The organism is Pseudomonas sp. NBB (assembly GCF_032701105.1).
GTDB lineage: Bacteria > Pseudomonadota > Gammaproteobacteria > Pseudomonadales > Pseudomonadaceae > Aquipseudomonas > Aquipseudomonas asiatica.
In genome coordinates this window covers 4,242,146-4,265,271 of the sequence record NZ_CP103994.1, presented here as the reverse complement: position 1 = coordinate 4,265,271, position 23,126 = coordinate 4,242,146, and the positions used below count along the sequence as shown (strand labels likewise).

Genomic DNA, 23,126 nt, shown 5'->3' with positions numbered 1-23,126 from the left:
AGCGGTGACGCTCCGGTATTTGGCGCCCTCAATTCATCGAGTGGTGGTCTTTGGCTGTTTTCATTGGGAAGCCAGAATGATTGGCATCAAAAGCATCGCGAGTTACGTGCCCTCCGCTGGCCTGGACAACTACGTCCAGGGTGCGAAGTTCGGCAAGGACGAAGAGTTCATGTTCGGCAAGATCGGCGCATCGTTCCTGCCGCGCAAAGCCGAAGAACAGGAAACTTCCGATCTGTGCGTCGAAGCCGCCCAGGCTCTGTTCGCCAGCAACCCCGACCTCGACCCGCAGTCGATCGATGCGTTGATCGTGGTCACCCAGAACGGTGATGAAGAAGGCCTGCCGCACACCGCTGCCATCGTTCAGAGCAAACTCGGCCTGTCCACCCGTGTGGCGGCGTTCGACGTGTCGCTGGGCTGCTCCGGTTACGTGTATGGCCTATACGCCATCAAAGGCTTCATGGAAGCAGCAGGGCTGAAAAACGGCCTGCTGATCACCGCCGACCCGTATTCGAAGATCGTCGACCCGGAAGACCGCAACACCACCATGCTGTTCGGCGATGCCGCCACGGCCACCTGGATGGGTGAAAACGCGGTATGGAACCTGGGCGAGGCACGTTTCGGTACTGACGGTTCCGGTGCCGAGCACCTTAAGGTCACTGACGGCAAGTTCTTCATGAACGGCCGTCAGGTGTTCAACTTCGCCCTGGTCAAGGTGCCGGCGCACCTGCATGAGCTGCTGGATGCCAGCGGCCTGAAATCGTCGGATATCGACGCCTTCTGCATCCACCAGGGTAGTGCGGCGATTGTCGATGCCGTGGCCCGGCGCTTCGAAGAGCAGCACCCGGAGAAGTTCGTCAAGGACATGCTGGAAACCGGCAACACCGTGTCCTCCAGCGTGCCGCTGCTGTTGCAGAAGCATATGCTTGACGGCAGCTGGAAGCGTGTGGCGATCAGTGGTTTTGGTGTGGGCCTGTCGTGGGGCTCGGCCATTCTGTATCGCGACTGATCCCCAGCAGTTCAAAAAAGCGCCCGGCGGCCACCGCCCGGCGCTTTTTTCATGCCCGAAAGAAAATCGCGGCCTTCACCAGGCCCCCTGTGGGAGCGGGCGCGCCCTAGGGAAACTCCGAACAAGTTGCTCATCAGTCGGAAATGGGCGGCTTAGGGATGCCGAAAAGCCCGCTTTTCAGTCGCTGATTATTGGATAACCAAGGCAAAGCCTTGGTTATCCGGACTCACGGGCGCACCTCTCCCGCAGCAGGCAATAATTGCCGGCGCACCATCCACAGATTCGACAGGGCAAACAGCGTGGTCAGTTGCGCCGTGTTCTTGGCCAAGCCGCGAAAACGAGTCTTTACATAGCCGAACTGGCGTTTGATCACCCGGAACGGGTGCTCCACCTTCGCACGCACTTGCGCCTTGGCCTTTTCGATCTTGCGCTTGGCTTGGTAGAGCACGCTGCGTTTGCTCAAGTGTTTGTAGGTGCTGCGGCGGGCAGCGACCTGCCATATCACCTGCCGTCCCTCGTGTTCTGGCCGCTTTTCCACGCCTGTGTAACCCGCATCCGCACACACGACATTCTCTTCGCCATGCAATAGCTGAGCGACCTCCGTCACGTCAGCTACGTTCGCGGCGGTGCCATGAACGTGATGCACCAGACCCGATTCAGCATCCGCGCCGATGTGGGCCTTCATGCCGAAATAGTACTGGTTGCCCTTCTTCGTTTGATGCATTTCAGGATCGCGCTTGCCTTCCTTGTTCTTGGTCGAACTGGGCGCGTGGATGATGGTCGCGTCGACAATGGTGCCCTGGCGCAACGACAGGCCCTTGTCTTGCAGGTAATTGTTGATGGTTTCCAGAATGCCGGCTGCCAACTGATGCTTCTCCAGCAGGTGCCGGAAGTTCATGATCGTCGTGTCTTCGGGGATCGGAGCGCTGAGCGTCAGACGAGCGAACTGGCGCATCGAAGTGATCTCGTACAGCGCCTCTTCCATGGCGGGATCGCTCAAAGAGAACCAATTCTGCAGCAGGTGAATGCGCAGCATGGTTTCCAGAGGATAAGGCTTGCGGCCACCGCCAGCCTTTGGGTAGTGAGGCTCGATCAACGCCACCAGTCCACTCCACGGTACCACCTGTTCCATCTCGGCCAGGAAACGCTCGCGACGGGTTTGCTTGCGCTTGCCGGCGTACTCGAAATCGGAAAAGCTCATCTGACTCATGGGATGGCGGACTTGTAGAAGGCAGTTGGACGGAGGGCTATTTCAGCACAGGTCAGATGGCCTGTGCTGACTTGATCGGAGAATCCCTAGTGCTAGTCAGTTAAGCAGCTTGGGGCTGAGGGATGTTCGCCAGGGCATATGCAGCGCCTGACGTGCCAGGCGGAACAGGAAACTGGAGACGTGTTGAGCGAGATCAGCATGGAGCAGGTTGTCGAGGCTGATGACTGCGCAGGATCTCGCCTCAGTGCAATGCTGAGATATCCAACCGCCGGATGCGGAAAACCGCACGTCCGGTGGTGTGGGAGGGGTGACGGGCTTGTCCCGTCACCTCGACCCGATCGTTTGTTTCGGGCCAATGATTCCTGTGGGGTTTGCGCGCGAATGCCTCGGCGCATGGCTCGATATCGCGTCGTACGAACAAGGCGGTCGCGCGCACCTGGTTCAGGCGTTATTGGCCCGAAACAAACGTAGGAGCGAGCGCCAGCTCGCGATGCGCCGCGCGGGCGGCGCTCGGTCGCACAGGCGCTGCAAATGCCTCGGCGGGTACCTATGAGCCCAAATTGCTTAACTGACTGTACCTAGGGCGTGCCCGCTCCCACAGGGAGGATGTGGATGTTGATGGATGGCATTCAGCCTGAACGAGAGCGGAATTTGACGCCAATAAACCACCCTTAACCCCTTGATTTCTCATGGCTGGCCCCATGCCAGCATTTTTTTTTCGAAAAACCCCTCAAGCAACCCGCGCACCCGACGATAACCATTACGAAGGTTCTCTAGGCCACACCCGGCTGTCGCCAGGGCCGGAAGCCGCAGTATCCATACAACGAGGAATTCGTCATGGCTTTGACCGTTAACACCAACATCACCTCCTTGGGCGTTCAGAAGAACCTGAACCGTGCTTCCGACGCGCTGGGTACCTCGATGTCCCGCCTGTCCTCTGGCCTGAAAATCAACAGCGCCAAAGACGACGCCGCTGGCCTGCAAATTTCTAACCGTCTGACCAGCCAGATCAGCGGTCTCAACGTTGCCGTGAAAAACGCCAACGACGGTATCTCCATCGCCCAGACCGCTGAAGGCGCGATGCAAGCTTCCACCAACATCCTGCAGCGTATGCGCGAACTGGCTCTGCAATCGGCGAACGGTTCGAACAGCGACGAAGACCGTACTTCGCTGCAGCAAGAATTCACTGCTCTGTCGGGTGAGTTGACTCGTATTTCCAGCACCACTACCTTTGGTGGTCGTAACCTGCTGGACGGTACTTTCACCAGCACTAGCTTCCAGGTTGGTGCGAATGCGAACGAAACTATTTCGTTCGGTATGAAAAGTGTTAGTGCGAGCGAATTGAAAGGTAATTACAATGAGGCGTCGGTAGATGCAGGTACTAATAAACTTAGTGCTGTTGTAACCGGTAAGGCAGATGTGATCTCTTCGAACGCTAATGTTGTGAGCGGCACTAAGTTCGATATTGAGAATAAGACGCTTGGCGCTGCCGCTGTCGGCACCCTGACTGTTGGTGGTCAGAATATCGCTTTGGTGGCTAGTGATGACCTAGATAGCATTGTTAAAAAAATCAACGATGAAGGTTTGGCGGACGTAGTGGCGTCCAAAGAGGATGGTAAGCTTAAGATTAGCAACGATAGCGGTACTGCGGTCGCCATTGGTGGTACTGCCGCTACAGTTGCCGCTCTGGGCCTGCCCACTTCCGTTGCGGATGCTGATAGTGAAACAGGCAGTGAGCAACTCGGTCCACAGACTGTAAACACAGCTGGTGATTTGATTATTGGCAGCTCTGTGGTTAAACTTGCGGCCAGCGATACGCTTGAAGATGTTGTTAATAAAATCAATAACTTCTCTTCGGAAACTGGTGTAACTGCAAAAATTGCTAAAGATGCCAACGGCCTTGGCTCGCTGAGCTTGAGCTCCAAAACAGATTTTACAATTGGTAAGTCAACTACTGCAGCGGTCGCTACTAAATTTGGTTTTGCAACTACTCCAACTGCAGATGTTACCGTTAAAACTACTACAGGACTGACATCGTCTGCCTCGATCAAGCTTAATGATCAGACCTTCGACTTTGCAACCGGCTCAACACTTTCTGATATTGTAAGTAAAATCAATGATGGTGCTGGTGCTCCCGGGATGGGTGAAGGCACTAAGGCTACTGGTGTTGTCGCGAGCGCCAGTGCTGATGGTCGCCTGATTCTTACCTCGGCGGATGGTAAGGATGTTAAACTCGAAAACAATAGTGCAGGCGCCTTGAATAGTTTGGGTCTTTCGTCTGGAAATACTAAGGCAAAATTGACTGAAGATACCTCGATCACTGTCAATAATGTCGAAATCAAATTCAAAAAAGATGACGACATGTCGGCCATCGCTGCTTCCATTAACAGCTCGAGCAGTGGTGTAACCGCGACTGTAAATAAAGACGGTACTCTGGCGCTTGCGGGTGACCAGGATATCGAGATTTCTGATGGTAGCAACGGTACCGGTCTGGCTGCGCTAGGTTTGAGTGCTGGAACTACAAAGGCTGTCAAGATGGATACTTCGGTCAACGACCTGAGCATCCTGGACGCCGCCAGCGCTCAACAAGCCATCCAAGCTCTGGACGGTGCAATTCAGCAAGTTGACAGCCAGCGCTCGCAGCTGGGTGCTATCCAGAACCGTTTCGATAGCACCGTCGATAACCTGCAGAGCATCGCCGAAAACTCGACTGCTGCCCGCAGCCGTGTACAAGATGCTGACTTCGCATCTGAAACTGCCGAACTGACCAAGCAGCAGACCCTGCAACAGGCTTCCACTGCGATCCTGTCCCAGGCCAACCAGCTGCCGTCGTCGGTACTGAAACTGCTGGGCTAATTCCAAAAGCTGAGTAGTTTGACGAAGGGTACGGTGACGTACCCTTTCGTCTTTCCGAGAATAAGAGGTGTTCGACATGGATATGAGCGTGAAACTGGGCCTGTCCTATCCCGCCTCCGCTGCTCCCGACGTATCGACGAGCAAGCGGCAAGCACACGAACAGGCGGCAAGCGAGCCTGTCGACAAAGAATCCAAGCCTGTAGCCAAGGCAGAACTGGAGAGTGCTGTAAGTGCTATCCAAGACTTCGTCAAGGCTTCAGAGCGACAACTCGACTTTTCGATCGACGACTCTACCGGGCAGGTAGTGGTCAAGGTCATTGCCCGTCAAAGTGGCGAAGTCATCCGCCAGCTGCCGACCGAAGTGGCGCTGAAGCTCGCGGAAAACCTGAAGGATGCCAACAGCCTGCTGTTCGATACCCAGGCTTGAGTTGGCACGGCATTTGTTTATTAGCGCACGGATGCCTTTTCGTCGGAAAACCGGCGGCTACGATTAAGGAGATGTGAAATGGCGAGCTCAACCATCAGTGGGCTTGGCTCTGGCCTCGATATCAGCGGTATCGTGAAAGCGCTGGCAGATGCCGAGAAGGCGCCCAAGCAAACCCAAATCAACACCCAGACTCAAACAGCCACCACTTCCCTGTCGGCCATCGGCACGGTCAAGAGTGCTCTGGATACTTTCCGCGCTGCCATCGCCAAGCTGAACACGGCTTCGAGCTTTTCCGGCCTGGCATCGTCGTCGTCCGATGAGACCATTGCCAAGATCAAACTGGGCGATGGAGCGTCGTCGGGTAACTACGCCCTGGAAGTCACCCAATTAGCCACTGCCTCGAAAATTTCGACGCAGGTCTACGAAAAGACCTCGACCGTCGTCAACGATTCGGGCGAAGCGCAAACCCTGACCATCAGCCAGGGCAGCTCCACCCATAGCGTGACCATCGCCAATGGTGCGACGCTGCAAGAGGCTCGCGACACGATCAATGGCCAGCTCCAGTCCAAAGGCATTACCGCCAACATCGTCACCGATGCCAATGGCTCGCGGCTGATTTTCTCGTCTACCAAGATGGGCGAGGGTACTGAGTTGACGCTCGGTGGTGACGCTAGTATGGCGGCAGATGTCACTACAATTGCCAAGCCGCAAAACGCGAAATACACACTAGACGGGCTGGCGCTCGAATCCGCCTCCAATACCGTTACTGGTGCTGTCAGTGGTGTGGACATCACGCTGGTCAAGGAGGGCAAGGCCAACCTTGGCGTGACCAGCAACAACGATACTCTGAAGAGCTCCGTGCAGTCTTTCGTTACTGCCTATAACGCGCTTATGACTGCTGTCAATGCACAGACCAAGGTCACTACGGGCTCTGACGGCGCTGCAACAGGGGCGGCCGCGCTTACCGGCGATGCAACCATGCGCTCGCTTGTCAACTCGGTCCGCAACGAGATCACACGCAGCGTGGGCACTACAGGTTTGCGTACCCTTTCGCAGCTCGGTATCAATACTGTTCAGAAAACCGGTCTGTTGGAGTTTACCGATACAAAGTGGGACGCGGCGGTCAAGACTTACGGCGCTGATATCAGTGGGCTGTTCACTGGTAAGGAAGGCCTGCTGACCCGGCTGACGAACACTACCGAAGACTATGTCAAGACCGGTGGAATACTGGAGTCTCGTCAGACCAACTTGACCAATCAGCTCAAGGAGCTGGCAGAGGCGCAGACAGCACTCGACCGCCGTATCACGTCGCTGACCGACACGCTGACCAAGAAATACAACGCCATGGATACCATGGTCGCCCAGCTCAAGGCCACCAGCGACAGCGTGATGACCACCCTCAACGCGCTGAACAAATCCAACAGCGACGACTGATAGCACTAAAGAAAACCGGGGCTGGGCCGATCACTTAGGTATGCGGCCCCCGTTCAGCCCCGTTCACTGAGGATCCCCCCATGCACCCGATGAGAGCCCTTCGCCAGTACCAGAAGGTCAATACCCACGCTCAGATTTCCGAAGCCACTCCGCACCGCCTGGTGCAGTTGCTGATGGAAGGCTCGCTCGACCGTATGGCGCAAGCCAAGGGTGCGATCGCGCGCGGTGATGTGGCGCAGAAGGGTGTGATGCTGGGCAAGGCCATCGACATCATCGGTGGCCTGCGTGAAGGCCTGGATAAGGAAAAGACCGACAACCCGGAAGAGCTGGATCGCCTCGACAGCCTGTACGACTACATGGCCCGTCGCCTGACCCAGGCCAACCTGCACAGCGACCCGGCCATCATCGACGAAGTCGCCCAGCTGATGATCACCGTGAAAAGCGGCTGGGACGCCATCGCTTCGGCTGAGCAATAAATCCCAAGGAGTTCCCCATGAGCGCGTTGCAGCAAATCGAAGACACCCGGCTGGCCTTGAGCGAGGCCCTGCAGGCGCGCGACTGGGCGGCCATCGGTGAGCTCGACCTGGCATGCCGGGCGCTAATGGACGAAGTGCTGCAGGATGAACAGGAAGATGAGGCCGCGGTACGAGCCAATTTGGAAGCGTTGATGGCGGTTTATCGACAGCTAATCGACGTTGCAAGTGACGAACGTCAATCTTTGGTCGGTCAAATGGCCAATATCAACCAAGCGAAACAGGCCACAAAGGTATACCATTTGTTCAGCTGACGCTGAGCGAAATAGCAAGGCGCGGCGCCATAAATTTGACTGCCTTGAAGTTTTTGACTTTACTAGCAGCTGTTTTCGAATTTTTGACGTCCGAACACTGACCATTTCAGTCGGAATGATGTCGAGCACGCCCACGAGGCGCCGATATGACTAGGGAAGTTGCTATTGCATGTGGCGTGAAACCAAGATTCTGCTGATCGACGACGACAGCGCACGCCGCCGCGACCTGGCGGTGGTGCTTAACTTCCTCGGCGAAGAAAACCTCGCTTGCTCCAGCCAGGACTGGCAGCAAGTGGTCGAGCCGTTGTCTTCGAGTCGCGAAGTGCTGTGCGTGCTTATCGGCACTGTAAATGCCCCGGGCAGTGTGCTTGGGCTCGTTAAGACAGTGACTGGGTGGGATGAGTTCCTTCCGGTTCTGCTTTTAGGTGAAATTTCTTCTGCTGAGTTCCCGGAAGACCTTCGCCGCCGGGTGCTTTCCAACCTGGAAATGCCGCCAAGCTACAGCCAGCTGCTGGATTCGCTGCACCGTACCCAGGTCTATCGCGAGATGTACGACCAGGCGCGCGAGCGTGGTCGCCAGCGCGAACCCAACCTGTTCCGCAGCCTGGTCGGTACCAGTCGTGCCATCCAGCACGTGCGGCAGATGATGCAGCAGGTGGCCGATACCGATGCCAGCGTGCTGATCTTGGGTGAGTCCGGCACCGGCAAGGAAGTGGTCGCGCGCAACCTGCACTACCATTCCAGGCGCCGCGAGGCGCCGTTCGTGCCGGTCAACTGCGGTGCGATCCCGGCCGAGCTGCTGGAAAGCGAACTGTTCGGCCACGAGAAGGGCGCCTTCACCGGGGCGATCACCAGCCGTGCCGGGCGTTTCGAGCTGGCCAATGGCGGTACCCTGTTCCTCGACGAAATCGGCGACATGCCGTTGCCGATGCAGGTCAAGCTGTTGCGCGTGCTGCAGGAACGTACCTTCGAGCGCGTGGGCAGCAACAAGACCCAAAGCATCGATGTGCGCATCATTGCCGCGACCCACAAGAACCTCGAGACCATGATCGAGGAGGGCACGTTCCGCGAAGACCTGTACTACCGCCTGAACGTGTTCCCCATCGAGATGGCGCCGCTGCGTGAGCGGGTGGAAGACATCCCGCTGCTGATGAACGAGCTGATCTCGCGCATGGAGCACGAGAAGCGCGGGTCCATCCGCTTCAACTCCGCGTCGATCATGTCGCTGTGTCGCCACGGCTGGCCGGGCAACGTTCGCGAGCTGGCCAACCTGGTCGAGCGCATGGCGATCATGCACCCGTACGGGGTGATTGGCGTGTCCGAGCTGCCGAAGAAATTCCGTTACGTCGATGACGAAGACGAGCAGATGGTCGACAGCCTGCGTAGCGACCTGGAAGAGCGCGTGGCGATCAACGGCCATACGCCGAACTTCAGCAACCACGCCATGCTGCCACCTGAAGGCCTGGACCTGAAGGACTACCTGGGTAGCCTGGAGCAGGGCCTGATCCAGCAGGCGCTGGACGATGCCAACGGTATCGTTGCGCGCGCGGCTGAACGTTTGCGTATTCGTCGTACCACTTTGGTCGAGAAGATGCGCAAGTATGGTATGAGCCGCCAGGGCGGCGAGGAGCAGGCGGAGGATTGACGGCTGGGGTGGGGGTGTTCGGCTTGGCGTTGATGGTGCCTGTTAGATCGAGCGCCGCCCGCGCGGCGCTTCTCGAGTGTTTGCCGTTGTACTTTCTGCGCCTGTGAGACCGAGCGCCGCCCGCGCGGCGCTTCGCGGGACAAGCCCGCTCCCACATTTGTTGCAACGTGCCGAACCTGTCAGGCCATGGTTGTCAGCCTTGTTGCCTTGGCACGGTTTCCCGGCTGGCGCTACCGCCGTCTCGCCGGTCTCAAACATTCCACCAAAGCGGGCAACGCCTCTCCCACAGGCATGGCCACGTTGCAACAAATGTGGGAGCGGGCTTGTCCCGCGAAGCGCCGCGCGGGCGGCGCTCGATCGCACCCCATACACCCCACATCCCGCAATACTTTTCAGTGCTCCAATCCTTCGCATGCGCCTATGTTTCCTGAACCTTTGTGCGAGGAAACCACATGGAGCGTGCTCAATCCCATCTCTTGCGCCGTGGCCGCTTCTCCATGCCCGGCGGCATGTATCTGTTAACAACCGTAACGAATAATCGAAAGCGAATCTTCACGGATTTTTGGCTGGCCCGAGCGGTGATTCAGCAACTTCGGCAGGCTGAGCGCGAAGGTGCGTGTCAGTCATTGGCCTGGGTTGTGATGCCGGACCATCCTCCATTGGTTGATTCGGCTGAACGACTCGACATTATGTAGCTTGATGCGACGATTTAAGTCGCGCAGCAGTCATGCGTTGTATCACCGAGGAATGAGGCGCGAAAAAGTGTGGCAAGCGGGCTATCAGGACCATGCCATTCGGCGAGAGGAAGACCTTCGCAGGGTGGCGAAATATGTAATTTGCAACCGATTGCGGGCGGGGTTGGCAAGTAGGGTCGGTGATTATCCACATTGGGACGCCGTATGGGTCTGAGTCATCTGGAAGCGGTGAGCGCCGCCCGCGCGGCGCTCGATCTCACAGGCGCAGAAAGTGTCAAGGCGTATACCCGCGAAGCGCCGCGCGGGCGGCGCTCGATTTGCGCCCCACCACAAATCTCAAGCCCTGCATTAAACCCCATCTCCGGCACGGCTATTGCTACACCGCTGGTAACACACCGTTTTTATGACGGTCAGCCACGCGAGAGAGCAAGATGCCCCAGGCCGCCCACGTAATCCGAGCCCCCGATCCGCAGGGGCAAACCCCGGTCGAGCAGGACAGCCGCCAGGGTGTCGAGCAGGCCTTCGCCCTGTTCAATCAGGTGTCCAGCCAGTTGAGTCAGTCCTACAGCCTGCTGGAGGCCCGGGTCAGCGAGCTCAAGGGTGAGCTGGCGGTGGTCAGCGCCCAGCGCATCGATGAACTGAGCGAAAAGGAACGCCTGGCCAACCGCCTGCAAAACCTGTTGGACCTGCTGCCCGGCGGGGTGATCGTGATCGATGGCCAGGGTCTGGTACGCGAAGCCAACCCGGCAGCCTGTGAATTGCTCGGCGAGCCGCTGGTCGGCCAGCTGTGGCGCCAGGTGATAGCCCGCAGCTTTGCCCCGCGCAAGGATGACGGTCACGAAGTCTCGCTGCGCGATGGCCGCCGCCTGTCCATTGCCACTCGCTCGCTGGATGCCGAACCTGGCCAATTGGTGTTGCTCAACGACCTGACCGAAACCCGTCGCCTGCAGGACCAATTGGCTCGCCACGAGCGTCTGTCGTCGCTGGGGCGCATGGTCGCCTCGCTGGCGCACCAGATCCGCACGCCGCTGTCGGCGGCAATGCTCTATGCCAGCCACCTGGCTGACCCCGGACAAGACCTGGGCGCGGAAACCCGCCAGCGCTTTGCCGGCACCCTGAAGGAGCGCCTGCACGAGCTGGAGCATCAGGTGCGCGACATGTTGGTATTCGCTCGTGGCGAGCTGCCGCTGGGTGATCGAGTCACGCCAAAAGCCCTGTTCCAGGCTCTGCAGCAGGCTGCCCAGGCGCATGTGCAAGGGCACGCCGTGCGCTGGCAGTGCGACAGCCACTTGGGTGAGCTGCTGTGCAACCGGGACACCTTGATTGGTGCATTGCTCAACCTGATCGAGAATGCGCTGCAAGCCAGCGACGGCCCGGCGCGCCTGAAGGTGCACCTGTTCCGCCGCGAGCGCAGCCTGCACCTGTGTGTAAGCGACGCCGGCAGTGGCATAGATGCCGACCTGCTCGGTCGCCTGGGCGAGCCGTTCCTGACCACCAAGGCCACTGGCACCGGCTTGGGCCTGGCCGTGGTCAAGGCCGTGGTGCGTGCGCACCAAGGTACGCTGCGCCTGCGCTCCAAGGTTGGCCGTGGCACCTGTGTGCGGGTGGAGCTGCCGTTGATCGGTGGGCAGCTGGCGGAGGGCATGTAATGACGATCAAGGTGCTGCTGGTCGAGGACGACCGTGTATTGCGCCAGGCACTGGGCGATACCCTGGAAATCGGCGGTTTCGCCTACCAGGCGGTAGGCAGTGCCGAAGAAGCGTTGGAAGCGGTGCTGGAGGAGGCCTTCAGCCTGGTGGTCAGCGATGTGAACATGCCTGGCATGGATGGGCACCAACTGCTGGCCCGGCTGCGCCGCCAGCAACCGCAACTGCCCGTGTTGCTGATGACTGCGCATGCCGCGGTGGAGCGCGCCGTCGAGGCGATGCGCCAAGGGGCTGCCGACTATCTGGTCAAGCCGTTCGAGCCCAAGGCATTGCTCAGCCTGGTCGAGCGGCATGCCGCCGGGCGCGTGGCTGAAGAAGAAGGCCCGGTGGCTTGCGAGCCAGCCAGCCGACAGTTGCTGGAGCTGGCCGCCCGCGTGGCGCGCAGTGACTCGACCGTGCTGATTTCGGGCGAGTCCGGCACCGGCAAGGAAGTGCTGGCGCGCTATATCCACCAACAGTCGGCGCGCGCGGCTCAACCCTTCGTGGCGATCAACTGTGCGGCCATCCCCGACAACATGCTCGAGGCCACCCTGTTCGGCCACGAGAAGGGCGCCTTCACTGGCGCCATTGCCGCCCAGGTCGGCAAGTTCGAGCAGGCCGAGGGTGGCACCTTGCTGCTCGATGAAATCTCGGAAATGCCGATGGCTTTGCAGGCCAAGCTTTTGCGCGTGCTGCAGGAGCGCGAAGTGGAGCGGGTCGGCGGGCGCAAGCCGATCAGCCTGGATATCCGTGTGCTGGCCACCACCAACCGTGACCTGGCTGGCGAAGTGGCTGCCGGGCGTTTTCGTGAAGACCTGTACTATCGCCTGTCGGTGTTCCCCTTGGCCTGGCGCCCGCTGCGCGAACGCCCGGGTGACATCCTGCAACTGGCCGAGCGCTTGTTGGCGCGCCACGTGGCCAAGATGAAGCATGCCCCGGTGCGCCTGTCGCCCCAGGCACAGGACTGCCTGCAGGCGTACGCCTGGCCGGGCAACGTACGCGAACTGGACAATGCCTTGCAGCGGGCGTTGATCCTGCAGCAGGGTGGGGTGATCGAGGCGGCGGATTTCTGTCTGGCGGGCGCCATTCCATTGTCAGCCGGCACAGAGCCATCACTCGAGGTGGTGGCCGAGGCTGGCGGGCTGGGCGATGACATGCGTCGTCATGAGTACCAGATGATCATCGACACCCTGCGAGCCGAGCGCGGCCGCCGCAAGGAGGCGGCCGAACGCCTGGGGATAAGCCCGCGTACCTTGCGCTACAAGCTGGCGCAGATGCGCGATGCCGGGTTTGACGTCGAGGCCAGCCTGTTCGGCTGACGGGCAATATATACCCCTGCTGACGCGGTCCCCGTGTGTGCGGGCGTGCCCGCGAAGAATTCGACGCGATGGCTGGCACCGGCTGTGCCGGTGTTCGCGGGCGCGCCCGCTCCCACAGGGATCGCGTTGCTCGCCAAGGCTGGCACCTTTGTTGCTTTAGGTTGGCTATCCGCCGCATCACTGTCAAAAAAATGCGGCCGCAGGAGAGAGAAGGGTCATGAGCCAAGGTGTTGAATTCAATCGTCTGATGTTGGACATGCGGGCCATGCAGGCCGATGCCATGTCGCTGCCCAAGGTGGCCGCCGCCCCCGAGCTGGCACCGGGGCAGAGTACCTTTGCCGACATGCTCGGTCAGGCCATCGGCAAGGTGCATGAGACTCAGCAGGCTTCGACCCAACTGGCCAACGCTTTCGAGATCGGCAAGAGTGGCGTCGACCTGACCGACGTGATGATCGCTTCGCAAAAGGCCAGCGTGTCGATGCAGGCCCTGACCCAGGTACGCAACAAGCTGGTCCAGGCGTACCAGGACATCATGCAGATGCCGGTTTGAGGGCGGACGTAAACCATGGCTGAAGCAGTCGTCGACAACGCCCCTGCCAAGAGCGGCCCGCCCGCGGCCAAGCCGCCGCTGTTCGGCATGGCGTTTCTGGAAAACATCGCGCAGATGCCCATGCTGCGTCAGATCGGCCTCATGGTCGGCCTGGCTGCCAGCGTGGCGATCGGCTTTGCCGTGGTGCTGTGGTCGCAACAACCCGATTACCGTCCGCTGTACGGCAGCCTGGCCGGCATGGACACCAAGCAGGTCATGGATACCCTGGCCGCCGCCGACATCCCCTACAACGTCGAGCCCAACTCCGGGGCTCTGCTGGTCAAGGCCGACGACCTCTCCCGTGCGCGCCTGAAACTGGCGGCCGCCGGGGTGGCGCCAAGCGATGGCAACGTCGGTTTCGAGCTGCTCGACAAGGAGCAGGGCCTGGGCACCAGCCAGTTCATGGAAGCCACCCGTTACCGTCGCAGCCTGGAAGGCGAGCTGGCGCGTACCGTGTCCAGCCTGAACAACGTCAAGGGCGCGCGCGTGCACCTGGCCATTCCGAAAAGCTCGGTGTTCGTGCGTGACGAACGCAAGCCCAGCGCCTCGGTACTGGTCGAACTGTACCCGGGCCGTGCCCTGGAAGCCGGGCAGGTGATGGCCATCGTCAACCTGGTCGCCACCAGCGTGCCGGAACTGGACAAGTCCCAGGTCACAGTGGTCGACCAGAAGGGCAACCTGCTGTCCGAGCAGATCCAGGACACCGCCCTGACCCAGGCAGGCAAGCAGTTCGACTACAGCCGCCGGGTAGAAAGCATGCTCACCCAGCGGGTACACAACATCCTGCAGCCGGTGCTGGGCAATGACCGCTACAAGGCCGAAGTGTCTGCCGACCTGGACTTCAGCGCGGTCGAGTCCACCTCCGAGCAGTTCAACCCCGACCAGCCGGCGCTGCGCAGCGAGCAATCGGTCGATGAACAACGTGCCAGCAGCCAAGGCCCGCAAGGCGTGCCTGGCGCGCTGAGCAACCAGCCGCCAGGCGCTGCATCGGCACCGCAGACAACCGGTGGCGCCGCCACGCCGGCTGCTGCCATCCAGCCAGGCCAGCCGCTGGTGGATGCCAATGGTCAGCAGATCATGGACCCGGCCACCGGCCAGCCTATGCTTGCGCCGTATCCGTCGGATAAACGTCAGCAGAGTACCAAGAACTTCGAGCTCGACCGCTCCATCAGTCATACCCGCCAGCAGCAGGGGCGCATGACCCGCCTGTCGGTGGCGGTAGTGGTGGACGATCAGGTCAAGATCGACCCGGCCACCGGCGACACCACCCGTGCGCCTTGGGGCGCCGAGGACCTGGCACGCTTCACGCGCCTGGTACAGGACGCGGTCGGCTTCGATGCCAGCCGTGGCGACAGCGTGACGGTGATCAACGTGCCGTTCGCCGCCGACCGTGGCGAGGAGATCGCCGATATCGCCTTCTACCAGCAGCCGTGGTTCTGGGACATCGTCAAGCAGGTGCTGGGCGTGGTGTTCATCCTGGTACTGGTATTCGGTGTGTTGCGGCCGGTACTGAACAATATTACAGGGGGCGGCAAGCAGGCTGCCCCGGACAGCGACATGGAGCTGGGCGGCATGATGGGTCTGGATGGCGAACTGGCCAACGACCGCGTCACTCTGGGTGGCCCGACAAGCATTCTGCTGCCTAGCCCCAGCGAGGGTTACGAGGCACAGCTCAACGCAATCAAAGGCCTGGTGGCCGAAGACCCGGGCCGCGTTGCCCAGGTCGTGAAAGAGTGGATCAACGCCGATGAGTGACAACCGAGCCGTTACCGCCAAGCTGAGCCGCGTCGACAAGGCGGCAATCCTCCTGCTTTCTTTGGGCGAGACCGACGCGGCCCAGGTGCTGCGGCACATGGGGCCAAAGGAGGTACAGCGGGTGGGTGTGGCCATGGCCCAGATGGGCAATGTGCACCGTGACCAGGTCGAGCAGGTGATGAGCGAGTTCGTCGAAATCGTCGGCGACCAGACCAGCCTGGGCGTGGGCTCCGATGCCTACATCCGCAAGATGCTCAACCAGGCACTGGGCGAGGACAAGGCCAACGGCCTGGTCGACCGCATCCTGCTCGGTGGCAACACCAGTGGCCTGGACAGCCTCAAGTGGATGGAGCCGCGCGCCGTTGCCGATGTGATCCGCTACGAGCACCCGCAGATCCAGGCCATCGTGGTCGCCTACCTCGACCCCGACCAGGCCGGCGAAGTGTTGAGCAACTTCGACCACAAGGTGCGCCTGGACATCGTCCTGCGCGTGTCGTCGCTGAACACTGTGCAACCGGCGGCGTTGAAGGAGCTGAACCAGATCCTCGAGAAGCAGTTCTCGGGCAATTCCAATGCGGCACGTACCACCTTGGGTGGCATCAAGCGCGCCGCCGACATCATGAACTTCCTCGACAGCTCGGTGGAAGGTGCGCTGATGGACGCGATCCGCGAGATCGACAGCGACCTGTCGGAGCAGATCGAAGACCTGATGTTCGTCTTCAACAACCTGGCCGATGTCGACGACCGTGGCATCCAGGCGCTGCTGCGCGAAGTCTCGTCCGACGTGCTGGTGGTATCGCTCAAGGGCGCCGACGAGCGGGTCAAGGACAAGATCTTCAAGAACATGTCCAAACGTGCCTCGGAGCTGTTGCGCGACGACCTGGAGGCCAAGGGGCCGGTGCGGGTCAGCGACGTGGAAACGGCGCAGAAGGAAATCCTCACCATCGCCCGCCGCATGGCCGAGGCCGGCGAGATCGTGCTCGGCGGCAAGGGTGCCGAGGAAATGATCTAAGGTCTTCGCGATCTGAAGGCCGACGCCGCCCCTTGTGGGAGCGGGTTTACCCGCGAAGGCGTCGGACCTGGCGATAGAGGTTGTCGCTGCCGACGCATTCGCGGGTGAACCCGCTCCCACAGGGACCGTGTCGGCTGAACATGGTTTGAGAACATGACAGCATGCCCACCAAAGAACATCACCCCAGCGACCTGATCCGCGCCCGCGACCTCGAAGGCGTGGACGTATGGGCGCTGCCCAGCTTCGACCCGGAACCCGAGGCTGAGCCCGAACCGGAGCCGGAGCCCGAGGTAGTCGAGGAAGAAGTCGAGGAAGTGCCGCTGGAAGAAGTCCAGCCACTGACCCTGGAAGAACTCGAGGCCATCCGCCAGGAAGCCTACAACGAAGGCTTTGCCACCGGTGAGCGCGAGGGCTTCCATAGCACCCAGCTCAAGGTCCGCCAGGAAGCCGAAGAGGCCCTGAAGACCAAGCTGGAAAGCCTCGACCGCCTGATGACCAACCTGATGGAGCCGATCGCCGAGCAAGACACGCAGATCGAGAAGGCCCTGGTCCACCTGGTTGCTCACATGACCCGTCAGGTAATCGGTCGCGAACTGCGGAGTGATTCCAGCCAGATCACCCAGGTACTGCGCGAAGCGCTCAAGCTGCTGCCCATGGGCGCGGACAATATCCGCATCCATCTCAACCCGCAGGATTTCGAGCTGGCCAAGGCCCTGCGCGAGCGCCATGAGGAAAGCTGGCGGCTGCTCGAGGACAGCGCGCTGCTACCAGGCGGCTGCCGTATCGAGACCGCGCACAGCCGCATCGACGCGACCATGGAAACCCGCATCGAGAAAGCCGTGGCGCAACTGTTCGATCAGTTGCACGACCATTCGCTGCACCCGGCGGCAGCGGATATGTCCATTGATCTGGACAGCCTGGTGGATACCCCGGATGCACCTTGAACGCACCAGCTTCGGCAAACGCCTGGGCAGTTATGCCGAGGCCATCGAACTGCCGGCCCAGCCCATCGTCGAAGGCCGCCTGCTGCGCATGGTTGGCCTCACCCTGGAAGCCGAAGGCCTGCGCGCTGCAGTCGGCAGCCGCTGCCTGGTAATCAACGACGACAGTTATCACCCGGTGCAGGTGGAAGCCGAAGTCATGGGTTTTGCCGGGCCCAAGGTATTCCTCATGCCGGTCGGCAGCATCGTCGGCATCGCTCCCGGCGCCCGGGTGGTGCCGCTGGATGACGGCGGCCGCCTGCCCATGGGCATGAGCATGCTCGGCCGGGTGCTCGACGGCGCCGGCCGTGCGCTGGATGGCAAGGGCGGGATGAAGGCCGAGGACTGGGTGCCGATGGACGGCCCGGTGATCAACCCGTTGAACCGCGACCCCATCAGCAAACCGCTGGATGTGGGTATCCGCAGCATCAATGGCCTGCTCACCGTCGGTCGCGGCCAGCGCCTGGGCTTGTTCGCCGGTACCGGCGTGGGCAAGTCGGTGTTGCTGGGCATGATGACCCGCTTCACCGAAGCCGAAATCATCGTCGTCGGCCTGATCGGTGAGCGGGGCCGCGAGGTCAAGGAATTCATCGAGCATATCCTTGGTGAGGAAGGCCTCAAGCGCTCGGTTGTGGTCGCTTCGCCCGCCGACGATGCGCCGCTGATGCGCCTGCGCGCCGCCATGTACTGCACACGTATCGCCGAGTACTTCCGCGACAAGGGCAAGAACGTGCTGTTGCTGATGGACTCGCTGACTCGTTTCGCCCAGGCCCAGCGTGAAATTGCCCTCGCCATCGGCGAACCGCCGGCCACCCGGGGTTACCCGCCGTCGGTGTTCGCCAAGCTGCCCAAGCTGGTGGAGCGGGCCGGCAACGGCGAGCCAGGCGGTGGTTCGATCACCGCGTTCTACACTGTGTTGTCCGAGGGTGACGACCAGCAGGACCCGATTGCCGACTCGGCGCGTGGTGTGCTCGATGGCCACTTCGTGCTGTCGCGGCGGTTGGCCGAGGAAGGCCATTACCCGGCTATCGACATCGAAGCCTCGATCAGTCGGGTCATGCCTCAGGTGGTCGATGCAGACCATTTGCGCCAGGCGCAAAAGTTCAAGCAGCTGTGGTCGCGCCTGTCGCAAAGCCGTGACCTGATCAGTGTGGGTGCCTACGTGGCGGGTGGCGACCCGGAAACCGATCTGGCCATTGCCCTGCAGTCGAAGCTGGTGGAGTTTCTGCGCCAGGGCCTGCGCGAGAACGTGGGCATGGCGCAAAGCCGCGACCAGCTGGGGGCGATCTTCACGCCCCCGGCAGGCTGATAAGCCATGGCGCTGCCTGGACGTGCCGCGCGCCTGGCGCCGGTGGTGGACATGGCCGAAGAGGCCGAGCGCAAGGCGGCGCAGCGCCTTGGGCAGTTCCAGCAGCAGGTGGCCACTGCCCAGGCCAAGCTGGCCGAGCTCGAGCGGTTTCGCGAGGATTACCAGCTGCAGTGGATCAACCGCGGCGGGCAGGGGGTAAACGGTAGCTGGCTGGTCAATTACCAGCGCTTCCTCGGGCAGCTGGAAACGGCCATGACTCAGCAGCGCCAGAGCCTGGTCTGGCACCAGAACAACCTCAACAACGCCCGCGGCACCTGGCAGCAGGCCTATGCCCGGGTGGAAGGCCTGCGCAAGCTGGTACAGCGCTATCTGGAGGAAGCCCGGCGGGCCGAAGACAAGCGCGAGCAGCGCCTGCTCGACGAGCTGTCACAACGCCTGCCGCGGCAGAATCACCTATAGCCTGTACTGGCCTCTTCGCGGGTAAACCCGCTCCCACAGGCACGGCGCAGGATTCGAATTTGTGAAGGTCCTGTGGGAGCGGGTTCACCCGCGAAGAGGCCGGGACAGGCAGCCCACATGCTTGCCACCCCCGCCATCGCCTGCTAAACCTTTATGGAGTTGCATCCGCCATCATCGAAGGAATCGCTAGCATGGCAGTCGAGACTGATTTTTCGCAGGACGGGAAAAAGCTGACGATAAAGATCAAGGGGCGCTTCGATTTCGGCAAGCACCAGGAATTTCGCGACGCCTACGAACGCCAGCCCAGCCGGCCAGATTCGGTGGTCGTCGACCTGAAGGACACCACCTACCTCGACAGTTCCGCGCTCGGCATGCTGCTGTTGCTGCGTGACCATGCAGGCGGCGATGAGTCGGATGTGCGAGTGGTGCATGCCAGCTCCGACGTGCGCAAGATACTCGCCATCTCCAATTTCGAAAAACTCTTCGATATCAGTTGAGCGCCGACATGCCGGCCGAACAGGCGTTGACCGTGCTGGTGGCCGAAGACGGTGCCGCCGACCGCCTGCTGCTGGCGCAGATCGTGCGCCGTCAGGGTCATCAAGTATTTACCGCGGAAAACGGCGAGCAGGCGGTGGCGTTGTTCGTCGAGCGGCGCCCGCAACTGGTGCTGCTGGATGCGCTGATGCCGGTGATGGATGGCTTCGAGGCGGCGCGACAGATCAAGGCCCTGGCCGGCGAAGCGCTGGTGCCGATCATTTTCCTGACTTCATTGAACGAGGAGGAAGGCCTGGTGCGCTGCCTGGAGGCAGGGGGCGACGACTTCATGGCCAAGCCCTACAGTGCGGTGATCCTTGGTGCCAAGATCCGCGCCATGGACCGACTGCGCCGGCTGCAGGCCACCGTGCTGGAGCAGCGTGACCAGATTGCCCGGCACCACCACCACCTGCTCAACGAGCAGCGGGTGGCCAAGGCGGTGTTCGACAAGGTGGCCCACTCCGGCTGCCTTGCCGCGCCTAACATCCGCTACCTGCAATCGCCCTATGCGCTGTTCAATGGCGACCTGATGCTGGCCGCGTTCACCCCGTCCGGCGACATGCGTGTGCTGCTCGGCGACTTTACCGGCCACGGCCTGCCGGCGGCGGTAGGGGCGATGCCGCTGGCCGAAGTGTTCTACGGCATGACTGCCAAGGGCTACGGCATGGCGCAGGTCCTGCGCGAGATGAACGCCAAGCTCAAGCGCATCTTGCCGGTGGACATGTTCTGTTGTGCGCTGCTGCTCAACCTCAGCATGCAGCGCGGTTCGGTGGAGGTGTGGAACGGCGGTATGCCTGATGGCTATCGCCTGGCAGTGGATGGCCAGGTGCTGTCGGCGCTGGGTTCGCGACACCTGCCGTTGGGCATCCTGGACGCCGAGCGTTTCGATGACAGTACCGAAGTGCTGCCGCTGGCGCCGGGTGAGCGCCTGCTGCTGCTTTCGGACGGCGTGCTCGACACGGCCGACGACCAGGAGCGCCTGTTCGGCGTGCAGCGCCTGCGCAGGGTGCTGGCCGACAACCATGACCCGGCGCGGCTGTTCGACGAAGTGATGCAGGCCCTGGAGCGCTTTGGCGGGCGCCCGCGCGATGACATCAGCCTGTGCGACATTCGTATGTTCTGTGCCGAGGAGCAAGTGCCGGCGCCGATGATCTACTCTGATAGCGGCCGCTCCAGCCCGCTGGACTGGTCGCTGGGGTTCGAGGTGCGTGGCGAGAGCCTCAAACGCTTCAACCCGGTGCCGTACCTGGTGCAGTTGTTGCAGGAGATTCACGGCCTGCGTGCGCGCACCGGCAACCTGCACAGTGTGCTCAGCGAGCTTTATTCAAACGCGCTGGAGCATGGCGTGCTGGGCCTGGATTCGCAGCTCAAGCGCGATGGCCAAGGCTTTGCAGACTATTATCAAGAGCGCGCCCGGCGCCTCGGGGTGTTGACCGACGGTTACGTGCGCATCGATTTCAAGGTTGAACCGCATGCCGACGGCGGGCGTCTGATGATCGAGGTCCGTGACAGTGGTGCCGGGTTCGATGTGCAGGGCGTGCTGTCGCGGCCCACGCTGGAGCAGGGGCTGAGCGGGCGTGGCCTGAATCTGGTTCGGCGGCTGGCCAGCAGCGCGTGCTGGAGTGAAGGCGGGCGTTGCGCGCATGTGGAGTTCGTCTGGTGAGCCACGGGTTGGCTCGGGCATAATCTGGCTTGATCAAGGAGTGAACAAGTGACTGACATGCATATTGACCACAAGGTACTCAGCGACCTGCGTGAGGTCATGGAAGATGGCTACCTGCAGTTGGTGCAAACCTTTCTTGACGACTCCGAGCGGCGCCTGGGCCAGTTGCATGCGGCCAAAAATGCCGAAGAGCTCGGTTCTGCGGCCCATAGTTTCAAGGGCAGTAGCAGCAATATGGGCGCGGTTGCACTGGCCAGCCTGTGCCAGCAACTGGAGGAGCGCGCGCGGCGGCCTCCGCTGTATGGCATCGAGGACCTGATCAACCGCATCGACCTGGAGTTCGTCGAGGTACAGCGGTTCTACCGAGGTGAGCAGCAACGCATTTCGGCGGGTTGATACACGACTTGGCGCGAGTCTTGCCTGTCTCTGGCTGGATGATTTTTTTGTTTCTGGCGCGGAGACCGCTCGATGCCTGTCGCACCCAACCCATTGCTGCAAGGCAACGCCGTTGCCAATACCTCGCGTTCGGCCACCGCACAGGCCGACAAGCCGCTGCAGGCGCCGGGCGACAAGGGCGAAGGCTTCGGCCAGGTGATGGCCAGGCAGGGCCGCGACAAGGCCGCAGGGCAGGACGACAAGGTCGCCCAGGCCAAGCCCAAGGACAAGCCCGAGTCGGCGCAGGGCGGCAAGAAAGCCGCTGCCGACAAACCCGCAGTTGCCGATGACGGCAAACAATTGCCAGCCGACGACCAGGCCAAGGCTGACACCGGCTTGCGCGATGCCAGCCTGGTGGCCGGTCAGGTAACCGACGCCCAGCCTGGCGCTCAACTGATCCAGGCGCAGGCCGAGGCGGTGGCGCCGGTGTTGCAGGCTGCCACGGCGCAGGTCACGGCCGTGCTGCCCGAGGAGTCTGCCGCCGAGGAAACCTTCGATCCTGACGCCGACCCTCTGGCCAACCTGCCGACCTTGCGTCTGGCGCTGGAGCAAAGCGCCCAGGCCAAAGGGGCGACTTCGGCACATGCCCTGGACGCTTCGCAGGCTCAGGGCGAGGAGGGGCAGATGGCCGTCAATACCTTGGCGAATCTGGTCGAGAATGCCGAGGGTGAGGCGGGCGAGCCCGGCGACAAGGCCTTTGCTGCCTTGCTCGAAGATGGCCTGAAGGACACCAAGGGCGCTGGCAGCGATACGCGCATCGACGATTTCGCCAACCGCCTGGCCAACCTGACCCAGGCCGCCACGGCCAAGACCGCCAATGCCGTGCCTGCCAACGCCAGCCCGTTGCACCAACCGCTGCCGATGAACCAGAACGCCTGGGCCGAGGGCCTGGTCAACCGGGTCATGTACCTGTCCAGCCAGAACCTGAAGTCGGCGGATATCCAGCTGGAGCCGGCTGAACTGGGCCGCCTGGACATTCGCGTCAATGTTGCGACGGACCAGTCGACCCAGGTCACCTTCATCAGCGGTCACGCCGGCGTGCGTGACGCCCTCGACAGCCAGGTACACCGCCTGCGCGAGCTGTTCGCCCAGCAGGGGCTGGCACAGCCGGATGTCAACGTGGCCGACCAGTCGCGCGGGCAGCAGCAACAGCAGCAGGGTCAGGCGCAGGGCAGCAACCTGTCCGGGGTGGCGGCGCGCCGGGCCGAGCAGGGCGGGGTAGAGGCAGTCGATAGCGCCCGGCCTGTGGAGCAGCAGGTGGTTGTTGGTGACAGTGCGGTCGATTATTACGCGTAGATCCCGATTGCCTGTACTGGCCTCTTCGCG

At 61.5% G+C, this 23,126-nt stretch carries 20 protein-coding genes and 1 pseudogene; 20 read left to right on the top strand and 1 reads right to left on the bottom strand.

Features of this window, described 5'->3' with window-relative positions; all coding sequences use genetic code 11:
- The first annotated feature begins 76 nt into the window (after positions 1 to 76).
- Entirely contained in the window at positions 77 to 1,006 is a 930-nt protein-coding gene (locus NY023_RS19845; RefSeq protein ID WP_044047134.1) for a ketoacyl-ACP synthase III, read from the top strand.
- 226 nt (positions 1,007 to 1,232) lie between these two features.
- On the opposite strand, the gene NY023_RS19840 is transcribed toward NY023_RS19845, so the two are convergent.
- Complete coding sequence (locus NY023_RS19840; protein ID WP_013973047.1) at positions 1,233 to 2,216, bottom strand: IS5-like element IS2000 family transposase; 984 nt, start codon at positions 2,214 to 2,216, stop codon at positions 1,233 to 1,235.
- Positions 2,217 to 3,053: 837 nt separating this feature from the next.
- Here NY023_RS19840 and NY023_RS19835 point away from each other — a divergent pair.
- The 19 genes and pseudogenes from NY023_RS19835 (at position 3,054) to NY023_RS19745 (ending at position 23,096) form a co-directional block, all read left to right on the top strand.
- Positions 3,054 to 5,072, top strand: coding sequence for a flagellin (locus tag NY023_RS19835; protein ID WP_013973614.1), 2,019 nt, complete (start codon positions 3,054 to 3,056; stop codon positions 5,070 to 5,072).
- Positions 5,073 to 5,148: 76 nt separating this feature from the next.
- A complete protein-coding gene (locus tag NY023_RS19830) occupies positions 5,149 to 5,499 on the top strand; it encodes a flagellar protein FlaG (RefSeq protein WP_044047133.1) in 351 nt (116 codons plus the stop codon).
- Positions 5,500 to 5,577: 78 nt separating this feature from the next.
- Positions 5,578 to 6,933 (top strand): flagellar filament capping protein FliD, encoded by a 1,356-nt coding sequence (fliD, locus tag NY023_RS19825; protein WP_013973612.1) that lies wholly within the window; start codon positions 5,578 to 5,580, stop codon positions 6,931 to 6,933.
- A gap of 80 nt (positions 6,934 to 7,013) precedes the next feature.
- Complete coding sequence (fliS, locus tag NY023_RS19820; protein WP_013973611.1) at positions 7,014 to 7,409, top strand: flagellar export chaperone FliS; 396 nt, start codon at positions 7,014 to 7,016, stop codon at positions 7,407 to 7,409.
- A gap of 17 nt (positions 7,410 to 7,426) precedes the next feature.
- Positions 7,427 to 7,720, top strand: a complete 294-nt coding sequence (locus NY023_RS19815; protein ID WP_013973610.1) for a hypothetical protein — start codon at positions 7,427 to 7,429, stop codon at positions 7,718 to 7,720.
- Positions 7,721 to 7,889: 169 nt separating this feature from the next.
- Positions 7,890 to 9,365: a transcriptional regulator FleQ gene (gene fleQ, locus NY023_RS19810; RefSeq protein WP_013973609.1), complete on the top strand. Its 1,476-nt coding sequence runs from the start codon at positions 7,890 to 7,892 to the stop codon at positions 9,363 to 9,365.
- Between the two features lie 452 nt (positions 9,366 to 9,817).
- Positions 9,818 to 10,274, top strand: a pseudogene (locus tag NY023_RS19805) (REP-associated tyrosine transposase).
- Positions 10,275 to 10,491: 217 nt separating this feature from the next.
- Positions 10,492 to 11,709 (top strand): sensor histidine kinase, encoded by a 1,218-nt coding sequence (locus NY023_RS19800; RefSeq protein ID WP_013973608.1) that lies wholly within the window; start codon positions 10,492 to 10,494, stop codon positions 11,707 to 11,709.
- Positions 11,709 to 13,064: a sigma-54-dependent transcriptional regulator gene (locus NY023_RS19795; RefSeq protein ID WP_013973607.1), complete on the top strand. Its 1,356-nt coding sequence runs from the start codon at positions 11,709 to 11,711 to the stop codon at positions 13,062 to 13,064. Before NY023_RS19800 ends, NY023_RS19795 begins: the two co-directional genes overlap by 1 nt.
- A 217-nt stretch (positions 13,065 to 13,281) precedes the next feature.
- Entirely contained in the window at positions 13,282 to 13,614 is a 333-nt protein-coding gene (fliE, locus tag NY023_RS19790) for a flagellar hook-basal body complex protein FliE (RefSeq protein WP_013973606.1), read from the top strand.
- Between the two features lie 15 nt (positions 13,615 to 13,629).
- Positions 13,630 to 15,408, top strand: a complete 1,779-nt coding sequence (fliF, locus tag NY023_RS19785; RefSeq protein WP_013973605.1) for a flagellar basal-body MS-ring/collar protein FliF — start codon at positions 13,630 to 13,632, stop codon at positions 15,406 to 15,408.
- A complete protein-coding gene (gene fliG / locus NY023_RS19780) occupies positions 15,401 to 16,420 on the top strand; it encodes a flagellar motor switch protein FliG (RefSeq protein ID WP_013973604.1) in 1,020 nt (339 codons plus the stop codon). Before fliF ends, fliG begins: the two co-directional genes overlap by 8 nt.
- Before the next feature lie 161 nt (positions 16,421 to 16,581).
- Positions 16,582 to 17,364, top strand: coding sequence for a flagellar assembly protein FliH (gene fliH, locus NY023_RS19775; protein ID WP_013973603.1), 783 nt, complete (start codon positions 16,582 to 16,584; stop codon positions 17,362 to 17,364).
- Entirely contained in the window at positions 17,354 to 18,709 is a 1,356-nt protein-coding gene (gene fliI / locus NY023_RS19770; RefSeq protein ID WP_013973602.1) for a flagellar protein export ATPase FliI, read from the top strand. Before fliH ends, fliI begins: the two co-directional genes overlap by 11 nt.
- 6 nt (positions 18,710 to 18,715) lie before the next feature.
- Positions 18,716 to 19,168 (top strand): flagellar export protein FliJ, encoded by a 453-nt coding sequence (gene fliJ, locus NY023_RS19765; RefSeq protein ID WP_013973601.1) that lies wholly within the window; start codon positions 18,716 to 18,718, stop codon positions 19,166 to 19,168.
- A gap of 191 nt (positions 19,169 to 19,359) precedes the next feature.
- The gene (locus NY023_RS19760; protein WP_013973600.1) at positions 19,360 to 19,665 is read left to right on the top strand and encodes an STAS domain-containing protein; all 306 of its coding nucleotides are present in this window, start codon (positions 19,360 to 19,362) and stop codon (positions 19,663 to 19,665) included.
- An 8-nt stretch (positions 19,666 to 19,673) separates the two neighbouring features.
- Positions 19,674 to 21,365 carry a fused response regulator/phosphatase gene (locus tag NY023_RS19755; RefSeq protein ID WP_044047132.1) on the top strand — a complete coding sequence of 564 codons (1,692 nt, stop codon included), beginning with the start codon at positions 19,674 to 19,676 and terminating at the stop codon, positions 21,363 to 21,365.
- Positions 21,366 to 21,413: 48 nt separating this feature from the next.
- Positions 21,414 to 21,761 carry an Hpt domain-containing protein gene (locus tag NY023_RS19750; RefSeq protein WP_044047131.1) on the top strand — a complete coding sequence of 116 codons (348 nt, stop codon included), beginning with the start codon at positions 21,414 to 21,416 and terminating at the stop codon, positions 21,759 to 21,761.
- 72 nt (positions 21,762 to 21,833) lie between these two features.
- A complete protein-coding gene (locus NY023_RS19745; protein WP_013973597.1) occupies positions 21,834 to 23,096 on the top strand; it encodes a flagellar hook-length control protein FliK in 1,263 nt (420 codons plus the stop codon).
- Positions 23,097 to 23,126 lie beyond the last annotated feature (30 nt).